At 38.0% G+C, this 20,975-nt stretch carries 13 protein-coding genes; 5 read left to right on the plus strand and 8 right to left on the minus strand.

The features are described from left to right. The first annotated feature begins 76 nt into the window (after window positions 1–76). Complete coding sequence (locus GN303_RS03125) at window positions 77–2,116, plus strand: autotransporter assembly complex protein TamA (protein ID WP_231504063.1); 2,040 nt, start codon at window positions 77–79, stop codon at window positions 2,114–2,116. Next, entirely contained in the window at window positions 2,116–6,396 is a 4,281-nt protein-coding gene (locus GN303_RS03130; RefSeq protein WP_110438784.1) for a translocation/assembly module TamB domain-containing protein, read from the plus strand. The genes GN303_RS03125 and GN303_RS03130 overlap by 1 nt, the downstream gene beginning before the upstream one ends. A 145-nt stretch (window positions 6,397–6,541) precedes the next feature. Here GN303_RS03130 and dld read toward each other — a convergent pair whose 3' ends face one another. The 5 genes from dld to GN303_RS03155 form a co-directional block, all read right to left on the minus strand. After that, window positions 6,542–8,272, minus strand: coding sequence for a D-lactate dehydrogenase (gene dld / locus GN303_RS03135; RefSeq protein ID WP_110438785.1), 1,731 nt, complete (start codon window positions 8,270–8,272; stop codon window positions 6,542–6,544). Between the two features lie 206 nt (window positions 8,273–8,478). Beyond that, on the minus strand, window positions 8,479–9,066 hold the full coding sequence (locus GN303_RS03140; RefSeq protein ID WP_110438786.1) for a CarD family transcriptional regulator: 588 nt from the start codon (window positions 9,064–9,066) through the stop codon (window positions 8,479–8,481). 97 nt (window positions 9,067–9,163) lie between these two features. Then, on the minus strand, window positions 9,164–10,045 hold the full coding sequence (locus tag GN303_RS03145; protein ID WP_110438787.1) for a bestrophin family protein: 882 nt from the start codon (window positions 10,043–10,045) through the stop codon (window positions 9,164–9,166). 134 nt (window positions 10,046–10,179) lie between these two features. Then, entirely contained in the window at window positions 10,180–10,899 is a 720-nt protein-coding gene (locus GN303_RS03150; protein WP_110438788.1) for a GNAT family N-acetyltransferase, read from the minus strand. A 113-nt stretch (window positions 10,900–11,012) separates the two neighbouring features. Next, window positions 11,013–11,924, minus strand: coding sequence for an AraC family transcriptional regulator (locus GN303_RS03155; protein ID WP_110438789.1), 912 nt, complete (start codon window positions 11,922–11,924; stop codon window positions 11,013–11,015). 187 nt (window positions 11,925–12,111) lie between these two features. Between GN303_RS03155 and GN303_RS03160 the strand changes: the two genes are divergently transcribed. Both GN303_RS03160 and GN303_RS03165 read left to right on the plus strand, forming a co-directional pair. Next, window positions 12,112–13,137, plus strand: coding sequence for an aldo/keto reductase (locus GN303_RS03160; RefSeq protein ID WP_110438790.1), 1,026 nt, complete (start codon window positions 12,112–12,114; stop codon window positions 13,135–13,137). Between the two features lie 77 nt (window positions 13,138–13,214). Continuing rightward, window positions 13,215–14,204: an aldo/keto reductase gene (locus GN303_RS03165; RefSeq protein ID WP_110438791.1), complete on the plus strand. Its 990-nt coding sequence runs from the start codon at window positions 13,215–13,217 to the stop codon at window positions 14,202–14,204. Window positions 14,205–14,335: 131 nt separating this feature from the next. Here the strand turns inward: GN303_RS03165 and rlmN are convergent, their stop codons facing one another. From rlmN to GN303_RS03180, 3 genes are all read right to left on the minus strand, one after another. Continuing rightward, window positions 14,336–15,541: a 23S rRNA (adenine(2503)-C(2))-methyltransferase RlmN gene (gene rlmN / locus GN303_RS03170; RefSeq protein WP_110438792.1), complete on the minus strand. Its 1,206-nt coding sequence runs from the start codon at window positions 15,539–15,541 to the stop codon at window positions 14,336–14,338. A 35-nt stretch (window positions 15,542–15,576) separates the two neighbouring features. Further along, window positions 15,577–16,812 carry a bifunctional glutamate N-acetyltransferase/amino-acid acetyltransferase ArgJ gene (gene argJ, locus GN303_RS03175; RefSeq protein ID WP_110438793.1) on the minus strand — a complete coding sequence of 412 codons (1,236 nt, stop codon included), beginning with the start codon at window positions 16,810–16,812 and terminating at the stop codon, window positions 15,577–15,579. A gap of 251 nt (window positions 16,813–17,063) precedes the next feature. Further along, entirely contained in the window at window positions 17,064–18,014 is a 951-nt protein-coding gene (locus GN303_RS03180; RefSeq protein WP_110438794.1) for a peptidylprolyl isomerase, read from the minus strand. A 286-nt stretch (window positions 18,015–18,300) separates the two neighbouring features. Here GN303_RS03180 and secA point away from each other — a divergent pair, with 286 nt between their 5' ends. Beyond that, entirely contained in the window at window positions 18,301–20,943 is a 2,643-nt protein-coding gene (secA, locus tag GN303_RS03185; RefSeq protein ID WP_110438795.1) for a preprotein translocase subunit SecA, read from the plus strand. Window positions 20,944–20,975 lie beyond the last annotated feature (32 nt).

Consider the following 20,975-nt stretch of genomic DNA (forward strand, 5'->3'; position numbering starts at 1 on the left):
TCCTTTAATTTTTATAAAAGAAAATACTTTTTATAAAATCCAATTTTTATTCAGTATACTATAGGGAATATGCGTTTTGTCATCTTTGTGGTTTTGGTTTGAAAACGAAAAATCCATACAATATAAAGGTGATAATAGAAAATTAGGCATTCGTGATTATTTCATATTCATAGTGTTATTTATTTTGAGCTGTTTTAAGCAGGGAGTGGCTGCAGATCCTCAATATTATAGAGTGAAAATATATTCAATAGGAAATGAGACAATTGATAAAGTTTTGTCAAACACATCCAATTTAGTTACTTTACAAAAAACAAATGCTGTAAATGCGTTTGCGTTGGCTGGTCGAATTAAAAGTGATTATGCCCGTTTTAAAAATGCTATGGACAGTTTCGGATATTATGATGCGAAAATCAGTATCAAGGTTGGAACTGCGGCTGCGTTACATAATCAAAAAAATGTAAAATTGAATAAAAGAGAGCAATCCGATGATATATTCAAACATGAAAAAGATATCATTGCCAATGGAATAATTGATGGTGCAAGTACGGATTTACCAAATTTTATTGATAAAGTGCCTGTCCAGCAGGATGTTATCATTATTGTTCATATCCAAAAGGGATCCCAATATCGCATAGGTCAGTTAGAGTTCAAGAACTTACAAAAAAATGAAATCATCCAGTTATCAGCTAAGCAGCAAAGGGAATTCGGATTGAAAATTGGTGATCCTGCCGTTTCCGCTGATATCGTTGCCGCTCGGGACAAACTGATCAAGGGGTTGCAGGAAGAGGGACATGCCTTGGCTAAAATGGGAGAGCCCGTTGCCTATCTGCATCCAGACAATAAAACCTTGAATGTTGTTTTTGATATGAATATGGGTCCTGTAGTGGACATAGGTGATATCGATTTCAAAGGTTTGAAAAAGGTCAACGCGAAATATATTCGTCGCCGATTGTTATTGCATGCTGGACAGTTATATCAACCCTCAACTATTGAAAACGCACGCATGGATCTTTCTTCAACTGGTGTTTTTTCGAGTATTGATATGCACGTTGCAGATCATGTTGATCAATCGGGTCGAATACCATTAACCATAACCTTTAAAGAGACTAAACGAAGAACCGTAAGTGTTGAAGCGGGATATTCGACGGATCTTGGGGGAAGGTTAGGTGCAAAATGGACGCATCATAATATATTTGGTAATGCCGAACAGTTAAAATTGGCAGCCATAGCGACGGGTATAGCAGGAACAGCCCAACGGGGACTGGGATATGATGTGTATGCGGATTTTACCAAACCTGATTTTGGACATCGTAACCAGGATTTTAATGCACGTATTGAAGCTGTAAAACAGAAGCTGTACTCGTATAATCAAACAGCGTTTCTTGCAAAGGTTGGAATGACAAGAAAATTTGGTAAACGCTGGAGCATGTCAGCTTATTTGGGTGGAATACAAGAACATATTATTCAGCGAGGTGAAAGAAACAATTATACCATGATCAACCTTCCACTGGGTGCGGCATATGATGGAACAGACTTGGTCAATCCAATGATGTCTCCAGATCACGGAATGAAAGCGTCTGTATCTATAACGCCGACGGAATCTTTTGGAGACAAGACTATATTTTTTGCAATCATGCAAGGAACAGCCTCTACCTATTTTGATTTAACGCATCTGGGATTAACGAAACCTGGTCGTTCAATTTTTGCATTTCGTGGAAACATTGGCAGTATTCAAGGGGCCTCACGAATGAATCTTCCCCCTGACCAACGTTTGTACGCAGGAGGTACTTCAACTGTAAGAGGATTCCGTTTCCAGGGTGTCGGTCCTCAATTTAAGGGGAGTAAATATGCAAAAGGGGGAAAGGCAATGGATACGGGAACGGCTGAATTCCGGCAAAGAATACTTGGACAATTTGGTGCCCAAGCCTTTATTGATGCCGGTCAGGTCAGCAGTGACAGTATGCCTTTTGAGGGGAAGGTTCAGGTAGGTGTTGGTGGTGGATTTCGATATTATACGCCCATGGGGCCCATACGTTTAGATATCGCAGTACCCGTTAAGCGACCATATCGAGGAGATCGGTTCGAAGTTTATATAGGTTTGGGGGAAACTTTTTAATGTCTCAATCTAGTAAGGAACCTGAAAAGAAGCAATCCATTGACAAAGTGCCAAGGAATATAAAGGTTAGAAAAGTCAAATATTCTATAATCAAGAGTATATTATGGTTTCTGGCAAGCATACTCATATTGCTTGTAGCTATGGTTTTTGCATTATTCATTTATCTTAATACGCAGAGTGGAAAAGAATTTCTTTCAGATAAAATTGATGTTTGGACCGATCATTCCATAAATGTTAAGGGAATTCACGGGAATTTTCCTAATCATCTGATTGTTGAAGAAATCACGTTGAAAAAATTGCCATCAACGGATAAACCGTGGTTAATATTAAAAAAAGTCAAACTTGATTGGTCTTTTTTTGAATTACTGTATAAAAAATTATTTATTCAAAGTCTTTTGGCTGAAGAAATTGATATTGAGGATTTACCAAAATCCACACAATCACCAGACGCATCATATTCCACATCATCCGATTTGTCATTTTTATGGTTGTTTGCCTCGATTAACCATTTACAAATTAATAAATTGCATCTTGCTCAGACAATTTTTTCAAAAACGTTAGATTTAAAGGTTAACGGAAAACTATCGACTTCTAATATATTATTCTTTCTAGATGAATTTAAACTGAATGCATTGCCTGACACAAATCTGGAGCTTGATGGTGAAGAACTTAATAAATCAACAAATCTTTCCTTGAAGTTAACAGTTAAAAATCATCAGGTTTCAAAAGGACAGTTAACTTTTTTGGCAAAATCCAATCCAGATGGAATTCTTGAACGTTTATTAAAGTCCGATCAATTAACTCCCTTATCATTTAATTTGTCGCTTGATGGACCGTTTGATTCATTGAATACAAAAATGGAACTGAAATCAAATCAGACGTATTTAAGGGAAAATGGACATATTGACCTTAATCATTCAAAAATGAATGTTGATTTATCCGGTCATTCTCCAGCAGTGACCTTGAATCCGCAAATTCATTGGGATGGATGGGATCTAGATGCCAGATTGACTGGATTATTGACAAAACCAATCGGTCAGGGAAAATTCAAACTGGTCAATCTAGCGGCTGGTAAAACGTTTTTGAATAATCTTATTGTTTCTTTTTCGGGAGAGCAAAATGATGATTTGCAAGCCATAAATTCAAGGCAAATCGATAGAGCTCATATACATTTAATTGCAGAGGGGTTGCGTGTTCCCGGAAAACATCCAATGATGTTTGCCAAAGTCCCAATTATAGCTGATGCTGTATATGGAATAAATGAACCTGAACAATCAATTGATTTTCGAGTTCAACATGATCTTGTGAAGGCTGTGGGACATATCTTTTTTTACCCTGTCTTAAAAGGATCAATTGATCTGGCTCTACCACATTTAAGTGATATAGCCGAATTGACAGGTGTTAGGTTGGGAGGTCAATCAGTATTCAATCTTGCTTTTACAATGCCAGAGCATGCAGATAATCCAATTGTATTTGATTTGGATGGTCCCATACAGGTTAATCAAGGATTACCTGCAATGGTAAATATGGTTGGATCCAAGGGACATCTTGGTATTCATGCACGTATTTTCCATAAAGAAAAACCTGATATCTATTTGGATAATTTGACAATATCAGGTCAAAATTTATCAATTCAAGGTAATGGACATTTATTGGATCAACAGGTCAGGGCGGTTGTTAATCTTAATATAGATAATCTTATGGCACTTTCCCCGTTATTGACGGGTCAGGGAAAGGCGGTTTTAAAAGCTGATGGATCTCTGGAAGATCTGGGTTTGAGATTTGAAATGGCTACTAAATTTCAAACATCATCAAAAAGAGATTATGCAATAGCGCCAAGCGATTTAAAAATGAAGGCTGAGCTGAATCATTTATTTGCGCTACCAACGCTTTTGGTATCCTTGAATGGAAATCTTGACCGTTCACCGATAGAAATGGAACTGTTGGCAAGTCAAAAGAAAAATACTGATAATTATTATTTTAATTTAAGAAAATTGAATTGGCGATCCTTGAATGGTCTCGCTGATTTTAGTATTTCCGGTAAAAATATAATTCCTAATGGTAACCTTGATATAAAAATAACTCGATTGGCCGATTTTAAAAAATTGGTTCGACAGAATATTGAAGGCAATCTTGCCTTACAAATTCATTCCTCACCGCATACAAACCAAAAATTATTCGTTAATGCAAGCAGCAAAGTGAATATGCCTAATTACAGGTTCAATAATTTGCTTTTAACGGGTTATATTGATTATCCATTAGATAAACCCTTAATCAATTTAAAGGCGCAAATTTCGGATTTTCAGCTTCCACAGGCAAAAGGTAATATCCAGTTAAGTGCCAATGGTTTTATCGATAACTTGAAAGTAGTGGCAAATGCTGATTTTCCTTCGTTAATGAAAAGTAAAGGTGCATTTGATACAGCACTATTGTTAGATTTGAAGAAAAAAAATGTTTTTTTGCAAAAACTGAATGCATTGGCAAAAGGTGAAAATATACACCTGACTGCTCCAGCCAAGGTGGATTTTGGGGAGAAAGTAGCCATAGATCATTTTCGTTTAACCTTGGCTCCTCCAAATGCGCCCTTGGCCATTATCGATTTGGCTGGAGTAATTATGCCAGCATTAAATTTGAATGCTAGTATTCAAAATGTGACTCCTGCCATTTTAAGACCTTTTTTACCTCAGTTACAGGCTAATGGAACCTTGGATGCCCAGGCCAGGTTAAAAGGGACGTTGGAAAAACCCACAGGTTCAATTCAAATTAAAGCAGCGAATATTAAAATGCTTACAGGAGAAGCCGCCTCTCTACCTGTTGCACAATTGATTTCTCGGACAAATTTGATGGGTAAAAATGCCCAAACGCATACGCATTTACAGATGGGAAAGAAATTTGATTTGAGTATGAATGGTTTAATACCTTTAAATTCAAATGGTAAGATGGATTTGAATCTTGAAGGGAAAATTGATTTGGGATTGGGAAATGCGATTGCGGGTGCCTATGGTCAGCAAGTCAAGGGCAATATCAATCTTGCCATGCAAATTGGGGGAAGTTTTATGGAACCGATTGTTAATGGAACTGTACAGCTTTTCAAAGGAAGTTTTAGAGATTACGCACAAGGGACAAGTATTCAGGATATACAGGCAAAGCTTGTTGGGAAAAAAGATCATATAACCCTTGAATCACTTACTGCCAAGGCGGGACATGGGGATATATATGCCAATGGACAAATTGGAGTTTTTCAACCGGGTATTCCCGTAAGCTTGCATATGAATATGAAAAATGCCCGTCCATTGGTTAGTGATTTGTTAACAGCCATTCTTGATGGTGATATCGATGTTAGTGGAATGGCAAAATCAAAAATTGATATGAAGGGAACAATTCGGATCAAACATGCCGAGATTAATATACCGCATTCTATTTCAAGTTCTGTTGTACCATTAAAAGTAATTCGTCCAGGTGACAAGATTGAAACAGAAAGCAGGCCAAATCTTCCAGGACCCATTATCGGTTTGGATTTAACCATTAAATCTGCCGGTCAAATCTTGGTTCAAGGTTTCGGACTGTTTACAGATATGGCAGGCGCATTGCATATCACTGGAACAGCTGATGCGCCTTCAGTTGCGGGGGGAATGAAGATGCAAAACGGTCATATTGATCTTTCAGGAATATCATTGGATTTCACAAGGGGTGTGATCGGGTTTCAGGGAAGTAATGTAGATCGCAAGATTGATCCCTCTCTGGATTTTGAGGTAAAAAAAACGGTTGAAGGAAACACGGCCAGATTATTGATTACAGGTTTTGCAAGTTCACCCAAAATCACGTTAACCTCTTCCCCTCCATTGTCACAAGACAGGGTTCTAGCCATTCTATTATTTGGTGTTGATTCACAAAGTCTTTCGGCAACCCAAATGGCAGAAATAGGATTGGCATTGGCAACGTTGGGTGGACAAAGTGCAGGGATTGATCCCTTGGGTACCGTGAGAAAAAGCCTTGGATTGGATCGACTTTCTTTAGGAGGGGGGAGTCGTAGCAATGAAAATGGAGGCTCCAATAATGGAGCAAGTGTTGCGGCAGGGAAGTATGTGGCAAAAGGTGTTTATATTGGTGCCAAACAATCTACAGGCAATGCAGGTACACAGGCCGAGATGCAGATTGATATCACCAAACACTTGAAAGCTACTGCAACGGTTGGTACGGGAAAAGACAATTCAAGATTTGTTACCCCAGATAATGATCCAGGTAGTAACGTGGGATTGCTTTATGAGTTTGATTATTAAGGTAAATTAGAAAATATTAATTTTAATTTGATATCAAGAATTTATACAACCAATCAGGAATTCGCTTATTTAACATTAAAAAAGGACGATTTGAATATGTTTTGAAACAGTATGATTATTCAAGCGTCTTTTTTTCTTAAAGCTGTTATTCTTTCCAGTTTTTTAATTTGCTAGTTTTTCCAATGCCAGGATTGAAAGCATTGCAAGGATCAAGATCTTTGTAAAAATTCTTCAAAGGATCTTTAGCGGGGTAAAGATGACCGACATTATGTTCAGCGGGATATTCCGCTCCTCTTTGATCAAGAATTCTCAACATTTTTTCTTCAAGTGCAAATACATCATATCCTTTTTGAATAATATAATCCTGATGAAAAACGTGACAAAAGAAATGACCGTAATATAATTTATGGAGAATTGGTTCTTCTATTTCTTCAGGCAAATGTTCCACCCATTCTTTATCATTACGGCGTAGGGCAACATCAATGGCCAGAATATTTTCAACCGTATCCGTATGGACATTCCTGTAACGAACAGCAGCGCCTGCCACGGCAAAGCGATGCAGGAATGCTTTGCGACCTTCTTCGGCATTGCATTCAAAAAAGCTACCCGATGTTTTTTCCTTAAAATAAGATTTTAAATGGGAACGAACAGGTTCAATTTCTTCTTTGCCCACTTTCAATAGCAAATGATGTTCATATTTTTTTGCATATTCGTTCATTCGTTCCGGCAAATGCTGAGGAAATAATTTACTAAAAAACTGCATTGCCTTGTCACTGAAATGTTTTGGGAAAAACGGGATTTTATTTGTAATAAAATCAAATTTGTTTTTCAGGGAGAATAATTGTGGAATATATGCAGTACCCAGACAATTTATAAAAATGAATGTATCTTTTCCGTAAATAGCGGCAATATTGTAAGCATCTTGATGGATATACTCACCGGATATGGGAACTATTTTCTTGCTGAGCATATTATATCGAATATTGGTAAGATCATTTGGATCGTTTGTACCGATATAAAAAACTCTTGTTTCCTTTTCCTGTGGAAATGTATCAAGGCGTACAGCAAAAATTGAGAGTTTACCGGCACATCCAGAGGCTTCATATAAATGATTGGGATCGGCATTATAACGGGCGGGTGTAGGGGCATCAACTTCGCAGACATGATCCCTATAATGATGGTCTGAACAGCATTTATCAGATTGTTTTATCAATTCATGATCAAAATTACCGTGATCAAGTCGTCCCAGAATTTCCTCAGGTGTGTTTCCCAACTCAACGCCAAGATGATTAACAAGTTCTAATTTACCCTCTTTGTTACATTGGGCATAAAGGGCCATCTCGGTATAGGCGGGGCCTCGCTGAACCAATGCTCCACCAGAATTATTGCTTATTCCTCCAAGAACTGAAGCACCGATGCAAGATGATCCGATTACAGAATGAGGATCACGATGATAGGGCCTTAATTTTTGTTCAAGTTCATTTAAAGTCGCCCCGGGAAGACATATTACCTGCTCACCATTATTAATCACATAAATTTTTTTCATTTTCATGGTGTTAATAATGACAATGTCACGATCATAATCATTGCCATCGGGGGTAGATCCACCGGTCAATCCAGTATTGGCGGCCTGCATGATAATTATTACATTTGATTCTATACAGGCCTTGACAACATTCCACTGATCCAGAATATGCTCTGGCGTTACAATTGCTATTGCTTTCCCAGATCCATATCGAAAACCATTACAATATAATCCCATTTTGGATGGGTCAGTTATAACGTTTCTGCTTCCAGATATTTTTGTTAATTGAACAATCAAATTTTGATTGGATGTATTATGAGAGGCAGAGATCGATTTTTTTTGAAAAAACATTTTGTATACGCTTTTGACAATCTAAAAATTATTCAGGTTCTAATAACCTTTATAAATAGTTAATAAGCCTTTTATCATACTCGTTTAATATCATTTGTAAAGGATAACAAAATGTCATTATATATTCATTTATTATAAATAAAGACATGAAAAAAAAGGAGAGTAACTCTCCTTTCATTGTAATTGTAATGATCAATTGATAAATTCTAAGCTGTTTTCATCACGTTTGTTAATTCGTTGAGAACGTCTTCTGGTTTTTTTGATTCCAAAACGGCCACCTCGGTTACAAAACGGTCTTGAGCCGCTTCAAATAGTTTTCTTTCGCTAAAACTGCCATCGAGACTGTCAGCATTTCTGCGTAGATCCCTTAAAACTTCAGCAATCTGCATCAGATCACCAGAATTGATTTTTTCCTGGTAAACCAAAGCCCGTCTTGCCCACATACCTTTGCTGATTTGCGGCTTGCTTTTAATAATTGACATGGCTTTTCCGACAATTTCACGGGAAGCAATTTTGCGTAATCCAGCTTTTTTTGCTTTATCTAAAGGGATACGCAGGGTCATCTGATTATCTGGAAAAGAGATCTGGATCATTTCCAGTTTCGTGCCTGCAATCTCTTCCACGCCAATACGATCAATTCGGCCTACACCATGTGCAGCATAAACAATGGCATCGCCTTCTTGAAAAGGAAAAGAGGTTTTACTATTGGATTGTTGTGCGGCGGTTTCTGCGACGGCTGCTTGAGCCATTTCGTCGGTTACACCACCTTTGGAAGAATTTTTCAATACACTCATTTAATATACTATACCATATTCAGGATAAATTGTCATTTGATATTTTAGAAAAGGCAAAATTTTATATAATGTGTATATATAGGTATTTTATTTTAATTTACCATTGAATTCCGTTAATGGAAGGAATAGGGCGTTGAGAAGATTGATTGATTTGTTCAAGCAAATCGATCTCGATGCTGCGTGACATTGTTAACATGGGCAAGGAATGCGGACTTTCATCAAAGGGATCTTGCAAATCATTTCCAATTCGGTCCAGAGCCAAAAATAAAAAACCCACAAGTGCGGACCCTAATGGTGTGATCCACCCAAGTGTATCCACCATTGAAAAAGGAAGAATGATGCAGATAACTTCACTTAGTAAACGGGGCAGGGTGGAAAACTGGATTGATAAGGGTGTATTTTTAATTCTTTCCAAGGCACCTTGTGCATTGGCCAAGTCAGATAAAATTCTGTCGATTTGAGAGTGAAGGGCGCCGTCAATATTTTTTTGGCGGCTTTCCTGGGTTACCATATAGCCGATCTGAACAAGAATGCCATTAGGCTGGTTGCGCTGATTTTTAATATAGGTTTGAATGGAATGGGGCAATATTTTTTTTACATTATAACTGGTCAGGGAATTTTTATTTCTTAAATGATAGGATAGACTGTATGCATATCCGGCCATGGCATATATAAGCTCGGGTTTGCTATCGAGAATACTCATGCATTGCCTGGCAAATGATCGACAGTTATTTGTGACTGATCCCCAATGTATACGTGCCTCCCACCATCGATTATATGCCGTATTGTTTCTGAAATTCATAAAAAGGACGAGCACAGATCCAATCAGGGCGGTTGGTAATGCTGATTGATCAAACCAGTGTAGATTAAAAATTTTATATCCAATGACGACTAGCATGTCCCAAATAAATAAAATGAGTAAAGGTTTAAAACTTGTCTGTATAAGAAAAAGAAGTCCACGTTTCGGGTTTACAATCATAGTTTAATTTTCATCATTATAATGTATAGTTATTGATTTTACTAAACAAACTAATGGAAAACTATGGTTTATTTTTGTTGATTGTATTTTTTCTTTAAAAAATTGATTATGTATTGAAATACAATTACATGTTTTTACTTAACATAATAATTCATCAATTTTTGCAAGGATTTCTTCTGAATTCCTTCAGAATCAAAATTGTCAGGATCAAGCCAGTCATTAAATGCCTTGGAGAGTTTTGGAAATTCAAGGTCAAGAATTGAATACCATGCTGTATCCCGGTTACGGCCATGAATAACCAAAGCTTGACGGAATATTCCCTCGAATGTGAAACCATAGCGTAATGCCGCAGCACGAGAGGGTGCATTTAAGGTATCACATTTCCATTCAAGACGACGATAACCAAGTTCCTCGAATGCATATTTCATTAAAAGATAGATTGCCTCCGTGGCCATTGTTGTTTTTTTTAATCGTCCAGAAAAAATAACGCTACCAATTTCTATCACACCATTTGTTGGATCTATTCGCATGAGAGCAATTGAACCGATTGCTTGATTGGAATTCTTGTCAAGAATTGCATAATGAAATGGATCTTTGATATTTTCTAATTTAAGTAGCCATTCCCGATATTCATTAAAGTCATTAAACGGGCCGGATAAAAGATAGGTCCATAGCCCTTTATCAGTACCGTTAAAAAAGGCATCATAAAGTTGCAAAGCATGTTGTCTGACATTTATGCGTTCAAGCCGGCAATATTGTCCCGTGATTGTTTCTTTTTTGGGAAGCTTTGCTTTTTTCCATGAAGGAAGAGCTTGACCAATCGGTTGTTGATAAACATTAAAACGGATCGACATCGTGGACCTTTCTATGAGAGGAATAATTCTAGTAAGGCAAAATTACTGTTAGAAATTGAATAAGCATTTTTTTAGTGGAGCTATACGAAAGAATGACATTCTGGAATGAAAAACTATATTTGATTAAAATTTTTTATATCTTTTTGGGGAGACTTGCCAAATATGGCTTTGTAATCATGACTAAAATGTGAGGGACTTTCATAACCAACCTGATAGGAAGCAGTGGCAGCGTTAAGATTATTATTGATCATCAGACGTTTTGCTTCATGAACGCGTAACCATTTTTGATATTGTAACGGGCTTTTTCCGGTTATTTGGCGAAAATGATGATGCAAGCTTGAGGGGCTCATGTTAACAGCACTGGCAAGATGGCTTATTTTCAAGGGTTGAGAATAATTTTGTTTAAGCCATTCGATTGCTTTTCTGATATTAGATCCTGTATTACCAGTTGTTATAATCTGTAAAAGAATTGGTGCGGCATCGCTGGTTAACAGTCGATAGTAAATTTCCCTGATGACTAACGGGGCAAGAACTGGAATGGTTTCGGGCTCATCCATTAAGGATAAAAGTCTGTACATGGGTTCCAAAAAGGATACATTAACACTGCAAATAGATACACTGCTACATTTCGTTTTGTTTGAATTCCTAAGATCAATTTGTGTACTTAACTCTGCAATAATATTGCGTTCCAAATTTAAGGAAATTCCAAAACAGGGTTTAATAGGGGATGCTTCCATTATTTGGCTGTTCGTAGGGATGTCCAGAGAAGTAATGAGCAAATGATGTTTGTCGTATGGAAAGATATTTTTATCAATAATTATCTGTTTAGTACCTTGGCATAACAAACTGATACTCGGTTGATAAAAACAGGCACATGCTTGATGAGGTGTCTCTTGTCTAAAAAGTTTGAGATCTTTAATCAGGGTGTTATGTGCACCCGTTGTTTTTACATGTCGTTCAAGAATATTGATTATTTTTTGATAAAATAATTCGGTTTGACTGTCTGAAGACTGATTGAGTGTCATTATAATGGATTAGACAAATTGATGATTATTCAGATTTTATAAGTAAACATAAATTATTTGCAGGATCAGGTAATTATTACGGAATATCAAGATATTATACAACGCTTTTTTTATCGTATTATTTATTTGAAAATCAAACAATAGAAAAGATTTTCGATAATTTTCATATCATATTTGAGATAAAAAAATGAAGTATACAAATCTAGGTCGTACAGGTCTTAAAGTATCGAGATTATGTTTGGGATGCATGAGTTTCGGTGAACCCAACCGGTTGCCACAAGCCTGGTCAATTGATGAAACTGCTGCACGCCCTTTTTTTAGACAGGCCATTGAGGCGGGAATTAATTTTTTTGATACGGCAAATATTTATTCTGGAGGCAGTTCAGAGGAAATAACGGGGCGAGCATTGAATGATATGGCACGGCGAGAAGAAATTGTGGTGGCGACCAAGGCTTTTTTTCCTTGGCGGAATTCGCCTAATACAGGTTTTCTATCGCGTAAAGCTCTTTTTCAATCAATTGATGACAGTTTGTCACGATTAAAAATGGATTATGTAGATCTTTACCAAATTCACCGTTTTGACCATGGAACCCCGATCGAGGAAACCATGGAGGCCTTGCATGACATCGTGAAATCAGGAAAGGTTCGCTATATTGGAGCATCCTCTATGGAAACATGGCGTTTTGCCAAAATGCAACATATTGCAAGGCAAAATGGATGGACACGTTTTGTTTCCATGCAGCCTCAATATAATTTGCTTTATCGGGAAGAGGAACGGGAAATGTTGCCTTTTTGTGCGGATCAAGGTATTGGTGTCATTCCTTGGAGTCCAATGGCAAGGGGACGATTGACTCGTGATTTTGATGAAGTTACACGACGTACTCAAAATGATGCTTTTGCTTTGAAAATGTATCAGGATGCAGAACAGCAGGATCGAAAAGTCGTGGAGGTTGTCGCAAAGATTGCCAACTTGCATCATGTCCCTCGTGCATATGTTGCATTGGGCTGGTTATTATCAAAAAAATACGTAACGGCACCTATTATTGGGGTAACAAAGGCTGAACATTTGACAACGGCTGTAAAGGCGCTTGATTTTTCTTTAACAGAAAATGAAATAAACAGTCTTGAAGCACCGTATGTACCGCATCCTGTAAATGGAATTATTCCTCCATTGTCAAAGGAACCTATGACGATTACACCGCCCAGGGTTTAGATATTCCAATTCATTTGAATTGCATTATCTGCAAAATCAAAAATATTTAAAATTGCAAACAAAAAGATTGAGCTATCATGAGATATCGATTTTTGGGAAGAACAGGTCTGAAGATAAGTGATTTATGTCTTGGAACCATGAATTTTGGTGATGTCACGGATGAAAAAGAAAGCTGCATGATTATGGATAAGGCAATTGATGCAGGAATTAATTTTTTTGATACGGCAGATGTTTATGGAGGATTACAATGGCCAGAAATTCCTAGGGGATATGGCATTTCTGAAGAAATTATAGGACGATGGTTTAAAAAGAGCGGTCAGAGAGACAAGGTTATATTGGCTACCAAAGTTTACCAGCCTATGGATTTTGGGCCGAATGACCGGTATTTGTCAGCTTATCATATTCGAAAAGCGTGTGAAGACAGTTTGCGACGCTTAAAAACTGATCATATTGATCTTTATCAAATGCATCATATTGATCGAGAAACTCCATGGGAGGAAATATGGCAGGCAATGGAGTTATTGGTTCAACAGGGAAAAGTTTTATATATAGGAAGTTGTAATTTTGCTGGTTGGCAAATAGCCACTGCTCAGGGATTGGCCAAGGAACGTCATTTTTACGGACTGGTTTCTGAGCAAAGCCCCTATAATCTGACAGAACGTACAGTTGAGCTGGAAGTCCTTCCATCCTGTCGATATCATGGTCTTGGATTTATTCCCTATTCTCCATTGGCAGGTGGATTGCTTGGGGGTGTCCTCTCGAAACAGAAAAATGGCGAGCGACGTTTTAGAGAACAGGAACTGAAAATAATTGAAAAATTAAGATACCAACTTGAAAAATATGAGAATCTTGCTGCTGAACTTAAAATAACTCCTGCAAATTTAGCCCTTGCCTGGTTAAGACATCAACCTGATGTCACAGCACCGATTATTGGACCTCGTACTGAAACACAGCTGGATAATGCTATTGAAGGGCTTTCCATTACATTGTCAGATGAAATAATACATACTTTAAATGATATTTGGCCCGGTATGGGGGGTGAGGCACCTGAAGCCTATGCCTGGTAGAAATTTTTCAAGTCTATAATTATTGATGATAAATTCATATAATCATGTGAATTAATTTATTTCGAAAAATTGTGAAAATAAGATTAAATAAATTATTTTCACAATTTTTATTTGATTTTAAAACAATGTTGTCAGTCAGAAATTGTTTCGTTATGTTTTAAATTTTTAGAAATTTTGGCTTTTTGACTTTCAGTGCGTAATTGTCCGCATGCTGCAAGAATATCACGCCCTCTTGGGGTGCGGATGGGCGAGGAATAACCTGCCTGCATAATGATATCGGCAAACTTTTGCACCTGTTCAGTTTTGGAGGGTTTGTAATCACTGCCTGGCCATGGATTAAATGGAATTAGATTAACCTTGGCATGAATACCCTTTAATAGATGCACCAGTTCACGTGCATCTGATTCACTGTCATTAATTCCCCTTAACATAATGTATTCAAACGTTATACGACGTGAATTACTTGCTGCAGGGTATCGACGGCAGGCTGCCAGAACGTCTTTTATAGGATATTTACGATTTAAGGGAACGAGCTCATTTCGTAAATCATCCCTGACAGCATGAAGGGAAATGGCTAGATTAATTGCCAGTTCCCTTCCACATTGATCCATCATGGGAACTACACCGGACGTTGACAAGGTAATCCGGCGACGAGAGATTCCAATTCCCTCATCATCCATAACGATACGCATTGCCTTGGCAACATTGTCATAATTATAAAGAGGTTCGCCCATTCCCATCAGAACTATGGTTGATAGAAGACGGGGTCTTCCAGCGGTCGGAGTTGGCCATTCATTATAACTATCCCTTGCCGCCATGAATTGACCCACGATTTCTGTTGCACCAAGATTTCGAACCAGATTTTGCGTGCCGGTATGACAAAAACGGCAGGACAACGTACATCCGACCTGTGAGGAAATGCAGACAGCACCACGATCTTCTCGACGATCTGGAATATAAACTGTTTCAGCTTCTTGTTTATCCCTGAAGCGAAAAAGAAACTTACGGGTATCATCTTTTGAGGTCTGTTGCATAACCAGTTCCGGTCGGCTGATCACACAATGTTCTGCCAATTTGGCTTGCAAGGGTTTACTGATTGAACTCATCAAAGAGAAATCGGTAACACCTTTATGATAAATCCAGTGCCATAACTGTTTCGTACGGAAGGATTTTTCCCCCATACCCATTAGGACCTCTTCCAATTCTTCCCGTGAAAGTCCAACAAGTTCTTGTCTTCCATCTGATAATTTCAAGGACGGAGGACTGAAAAGTGCTGACTTTGCTAGAATTCTTTTTTTTTCTTCTTCAGAAAAATCGGAGATAATAGGGGTATTCATAAAGAAACGATTCAATTGATAATAAATAAAAGAAATTAGGAACGCAGATAAGAGCCGTTAATTTCAATATAACCTTGTGTTAGGTTACAGCTCCAAATTTTTGCGTGTCCTTCTCCCAGATTCAGGTTGACTTTAATTTTTATGACTTGTTCTTGCATATGCTTGTTAACTTTATCTTGGTCATAATCTGATAAAACCTCACCTTGTTTGGCAACCCAAATATTACCTATTGCCACTGACAAAAGGTCACGGTCGGCTGGTTCGCCGGCTTTGCCTACCGCCATTACAACACGTCCCCAATTGGCATCCTCACCTGTTATTGCTGTTTTCACAAGAGGGGAGTTACCGATTGATTGTCCGATTTTAAAAGCTGATTCATTGTTAACGGCACCTTCAACCTTGATTTCAATCAGTTTTGTTACGCCTTCACCATCCCTAATAACCAAAAGAGCCAATTCTTGTAACAATTTTTCTAAGGCATTTGAAAAATTGCTTAATCTTGGGTCATCAATATCATTGATTTCGGTATTGGGGGTCTGACCCGTGGCAAATAAAAGAAGGGTATCAGAGGTTGATGTATCGGAATCAACTGTTATTGAATTAAAGGTTGTTTTGACCTTTTCATTTAATAATTTTTGTAAGACAGTAGCGGGCAATTTTGCGTCAGTTGTAACAAAACAAAGCATAGTGGCCATATCAGGTGCGATCATACCGCTCCCCTTGGCGATTCCCTGAATAGTGACAGGAATATTGTCAATATCTGTTTTAAGGGAAAAGCCTTTGGCAAATGTATCCGTAGTCAGGATTGCTTGAGCTGTTTCCTTCCATTGATCAGAAGCCAATTTCGAATAAAGTTCTGGAAGATAATTGATGATTTTTTGATAAGGAAGCTGTTCGCCAATAACCCCTGTAGAGGCAACAAAAATTTCTTCGGGTGTGCAGTTTATTGTTTTTGCAGCTGCCTGTGCTGAATATTTAACTGCATCAAAACCTGCCTGACCCGTAAATACATTGGCAATACCGGCATTGACAAGTAATCCCCTGGCTTTACCGCGATATAAAATTTTTCTGCACCAATCGATAGGTGCACCTGGACATTTGTTTTTGGTAAATACTCCTGCGACGGTTGTGTTCGGAGCGAATTCCATTAACGATAAATCAAGACGTCCAGTATATCGTAATCCTGCTTGAACAGATGCAAGTTTTACACCGGCAACGGGGCAAAGTTCAGGGAGGGTTACGGCAAGCGGAGAAACAGGATAACTCGACATGGTAGACTCTTTTTCAACAATGGAGCAAAATAATGGATACGACAGGATTGATTCATATCCGGTTATAATGAAATATTTATATTTTATAAAAAATGTTTTTTACAAGTTTTCTTTATAAGAAAAAAGAGTTTAATGATATGTTTTTTGAACTAAATTCTTTAGGGATATTAATCAATAAACATTCTGAATTTATAAAAGGGAAAATTTATTTTCCCTTTTATAAAAATTTTTAATGGTTTGTTCTGTCAGAGTTATTTTTTTTGTGTGGCAGGCATTTGTGTTAAAGAATGAATGGCTTCATCATTTTTGGTAATTTTACTTTGTTTAATTACATTTTCAATAATGGTTTTCATTCTTTGTTGATACAGGTTTTTGCGAATTTCATCTTTTACCTTATCCAATGGTGGTACCGGAGCGTTTCTATAACCAAGAACCTTGATGACATGCCAACCAAATTGGGTTTTCACCGGAGCGGTTGTAATTGTATTTGCTTTCAGCGCAAAGGCTGCATTGATGAATTCCGGTGCAAGAGGGTCATTTTGTTTGACCCATCCCAAATCACCGCCATTTTCGCTACCGCTCTCTTTATCGGTTGAATATTGTTTGGCAAGATTAGCGAAATTTTTGCCTGCATGAAGTTGACTGATGATTTTTACAGCTTCCGGTTGTGTTTTTACAAGAATATGACATATATGCGCCTCTTTAACAGGGGCTGCGTTGGCGAAATGCTGATCGTAAAAAGTTTGAATGGCTTTATCGTCAATTGGATTTTGTTTTAAATTCTTTTCCAATTCAGATTTTTGGAATGTCGAAAACAGGATATCCTTTTGCATGAATTCAATTTGTTGCTTGACCTCAGGGGAATTCTGTAAATTCTGTTTTTCAGCAACTTGTAGAACTGCATTTTGAACAATTAATTGCTGAAGGATTATTGTTGTCAAAACAGGTGCAGGCAGACTTTTATATTGATCAGGCAACATCTTGCGCATATTTTGGATATCATGATACGTAATATTTTTATCATTAACAGTTGCCAAAACAGTATTTTCATCTATTTTGCTAGGACTTGACTGATTTTGAGCGGCAGGTGCTGACGGGGTAGTTGTGACAGCAGGTTCAGCGGCAATAACTGCTGTTGTCAAAAGGCTTGAGGAAAAAAGAAGGGTTGCTGCAAATTTGAATGATTTGTTGTAAAAAGACATATAGTACCTTTATTTATTGAGAGGATTAAAGATAATTTTGAATATGTTTATATCATGGAAAGGTGAAATTGTCCCATTATTTTAATAAAGTTCCTTTCTTGAAAAAAGTTAAACCACTTTTAAAATTTTAAAATGATATTTATGGTGTAAGTAAAGTTGGTTATAATACCGGTGAACTTATTTCTATATGTATTTTTCTGTCTGGATTGAATTGTGTTCTAATTTAATTATAACTAGCCCTTTGTAATGACAGGCAGGATTACAAAGCGTTATTTGGAAAACATTGATGTTTGCAAAATTTGCCCGTGTCTTTTTCGGCACCTCTAATGAGCGTTCATTAAAAGCTTATCAAAAGCGACTACCTGAAATCAATCAATTGGAACCTGAAATACAGGCTCTGGATGATGTTGCATTGGCTAATAAAACGGTTGAATTTCGTCAAAGGTTAGCTGATGGAGAAACACTGGACAATTTATTGCCAGAAGCGTTTGCTGTAGTCAGAGAAGCTTCGAAAAGGGTTTTGGGAATGCGTCATTTCGATGTCCAGCTAATCGGGGGAATGGTTCTTCACGATGGTAAGGTTGCCGAAATGCGTACGGGTGAAGGTAAAACATTGGTGGCAACCTTGGCCGTATATCTGAATGCACTATCGGGAAAAGGGGTGCATGTTGTAACGGTGAATGATTATCTTGCCTCACGTGATGCTGCTGAAATGGGCCGGCTCTATAGTTTTCTTGGCATGAATGTCGGAACGATTATCGCGGATTTGAGTGATATTGAACGTAAGGCTGCTTATGCCGCCGATATTACATATGGGACAAATAATGAATTCGGCTTCGACTATCTTCGCGATAATATGAAATACAGTCTTGATGAAATGGTTCAGCGTCCGTTTAATTACGCCATTGTGGATGAAGTTGATTCGATCTTGATAGATGAGGCTCGTACTCCATTGATTATTTCGGGGGTTGCGGATGACAGTTCAGATCTATATCGTTCCGTTGATGAAATTATAAAAGAGATAGTCAAAGATCCTGCCAATTATGAAAAAGATGAAAAATTCCGGAATGTCATTCCAACAGAATTGGGAACCGAACATATAGAGCAGTTAATGCGTGAAAAGGGTGTATTGAAAGAGGGGGGGCTGTATGACACTCATAATATCGCGTTGGTGCATCATATGCAGCAGGCATTACGGGCGCATACCTTGTTTGCCAGGGATGTGGATTATATCGTCCGTAACAATAAGGTCATTCTAATTGATGAATTTACTGGGCGTATGATGGATGGACGTCGATATTCCGATGGATTGCATCAAGCACTGGAAGCCAAGGAACATGTGGAAATACAGCAGGAAAACCAGACTCTAGCTTCAATCACTTTTCAAAATTATTTCCGTCTTTATCCGAAACTCGCCGGTATGACGGGAACGGCAATGACAGAAGCCGATGAATTTGCCGAAATTTACAAGCTGGACGTTGTGTCAATTCCAACCAATCTTAAAGTTCAGCGTAAGGATGAACATGATGAAATCTATCTGACCGCGGCTGAAAAATATGATGCGGTTAGCCAGCTTATCGAAGAGGTTCATAAAAAGAAACAGCCTATCTTGGTTGGAACAACATCGATTGAGAAAAGTGAGCATCTTTCAAATTTGTTAAATAAAAAAGGCATAAAGCATAATGTATTGAATGCGCGTTTTCATGAAAAAGAAGCCCAGATAGTTGCTCAAGCTGGAGTTCCGGGAGCCATTACAATTGCCACGAATATGGCGGGTCGCGGTACTGACATTAAATTGGGTGGGAATGTGGATATGCTTATCCATCAGCAGCTTTCCCATATCGAGGATGAAGATGAACGCTTGAAACAAGAAACGGCCCTTAAAGAAAAAGTTCAAAAAGATCATGAACTGGTTAAAGAGAGCGGCGGACTGTTTGTAATTGGTACTGAACGTCATGAAAGTCGTCGAATTGACAACCAGTTGCGAGGACGTTCGGGGCGTCAGGGAGATCCGGGAAATTCACGTTTCTTTTTATCCCTCGAGGATGACCTGATGCGGATATTTGGTTCCGAACGCATGGGTGGTATGCTTCAAAAAATGGGCTTGAAAAAAGGGGAGGCCATTGTTCACCCCTGGATCAACAAGGCACTTGAAAAAGCCCAGAAAAAAGTTGAGGCGCGCAATTTCGATATGCGTAAAAACACTTTGAAATATGATGATGTCATCAATGATCAACGTAAGGAGGTATATTCTCAGCGTCGGGAATATATGGCTCTGGAAGATGTTTCAGAAGTGATTGCATCTATGAGACATGATGTGATCAATATGTTGATCGAAAAATACATACCTGAAAAATCCTTTGCAGAACAATGGCATATTAACGAATTAACCGCGGATGTAAAACGGATATTCAATCTTGATCTACCGATTAAGGAATGGTCTGAAGAGAAAGATATTTCAATTGATACACTTGAAGAGCGCATTACGAAAGCCGCTAATGAAATGATGGCCACCAAGGTCGCGAATTATGGTGTTTCAATTATGCGATATGTTGAAAAGCAAGTTTTGCTAACAACGCTTGATGCTGTGTGGAAAGAACATTTGTTGCGATTAGATCAAATGCGTCAGGGTATCGGACTGCGGGCCTATGGTCAGAAAGATCCGCTTAATGAATATAAGAAGGAGGCTTTTGTTCTTTTCAATTATATGCTGGATGAGCTTCGTGAACGGATTACCTCACTTTTGGCCAAGGTTGAAGTCAATGTCTCTGATGATGAAGGGGAAAATTCTTCTTCGGATCTTATAGAGGGGGAAACCCCTCAGACACTATCTGATGCACCAAAAGAATGGGCAGATACGCCTAGAAATGCACCATGTCCATGTGGTTCAGGAAAAAAATTTAAACATTGTCATGGTCGGTTTGTTTAAAAATCGGGACATGTTTATTAGATTAAGATTGA

The sequence above is a fragment of the Commensalibacter melissae genome (genome assembly GCF_009734185.1).
Lineage (GTDB): Bacteria > Pseudomonadota > Alphaproteobacteria > Acetobacterales > Acetobacteraceae > Commensalibacter > Commensalibacter melissae.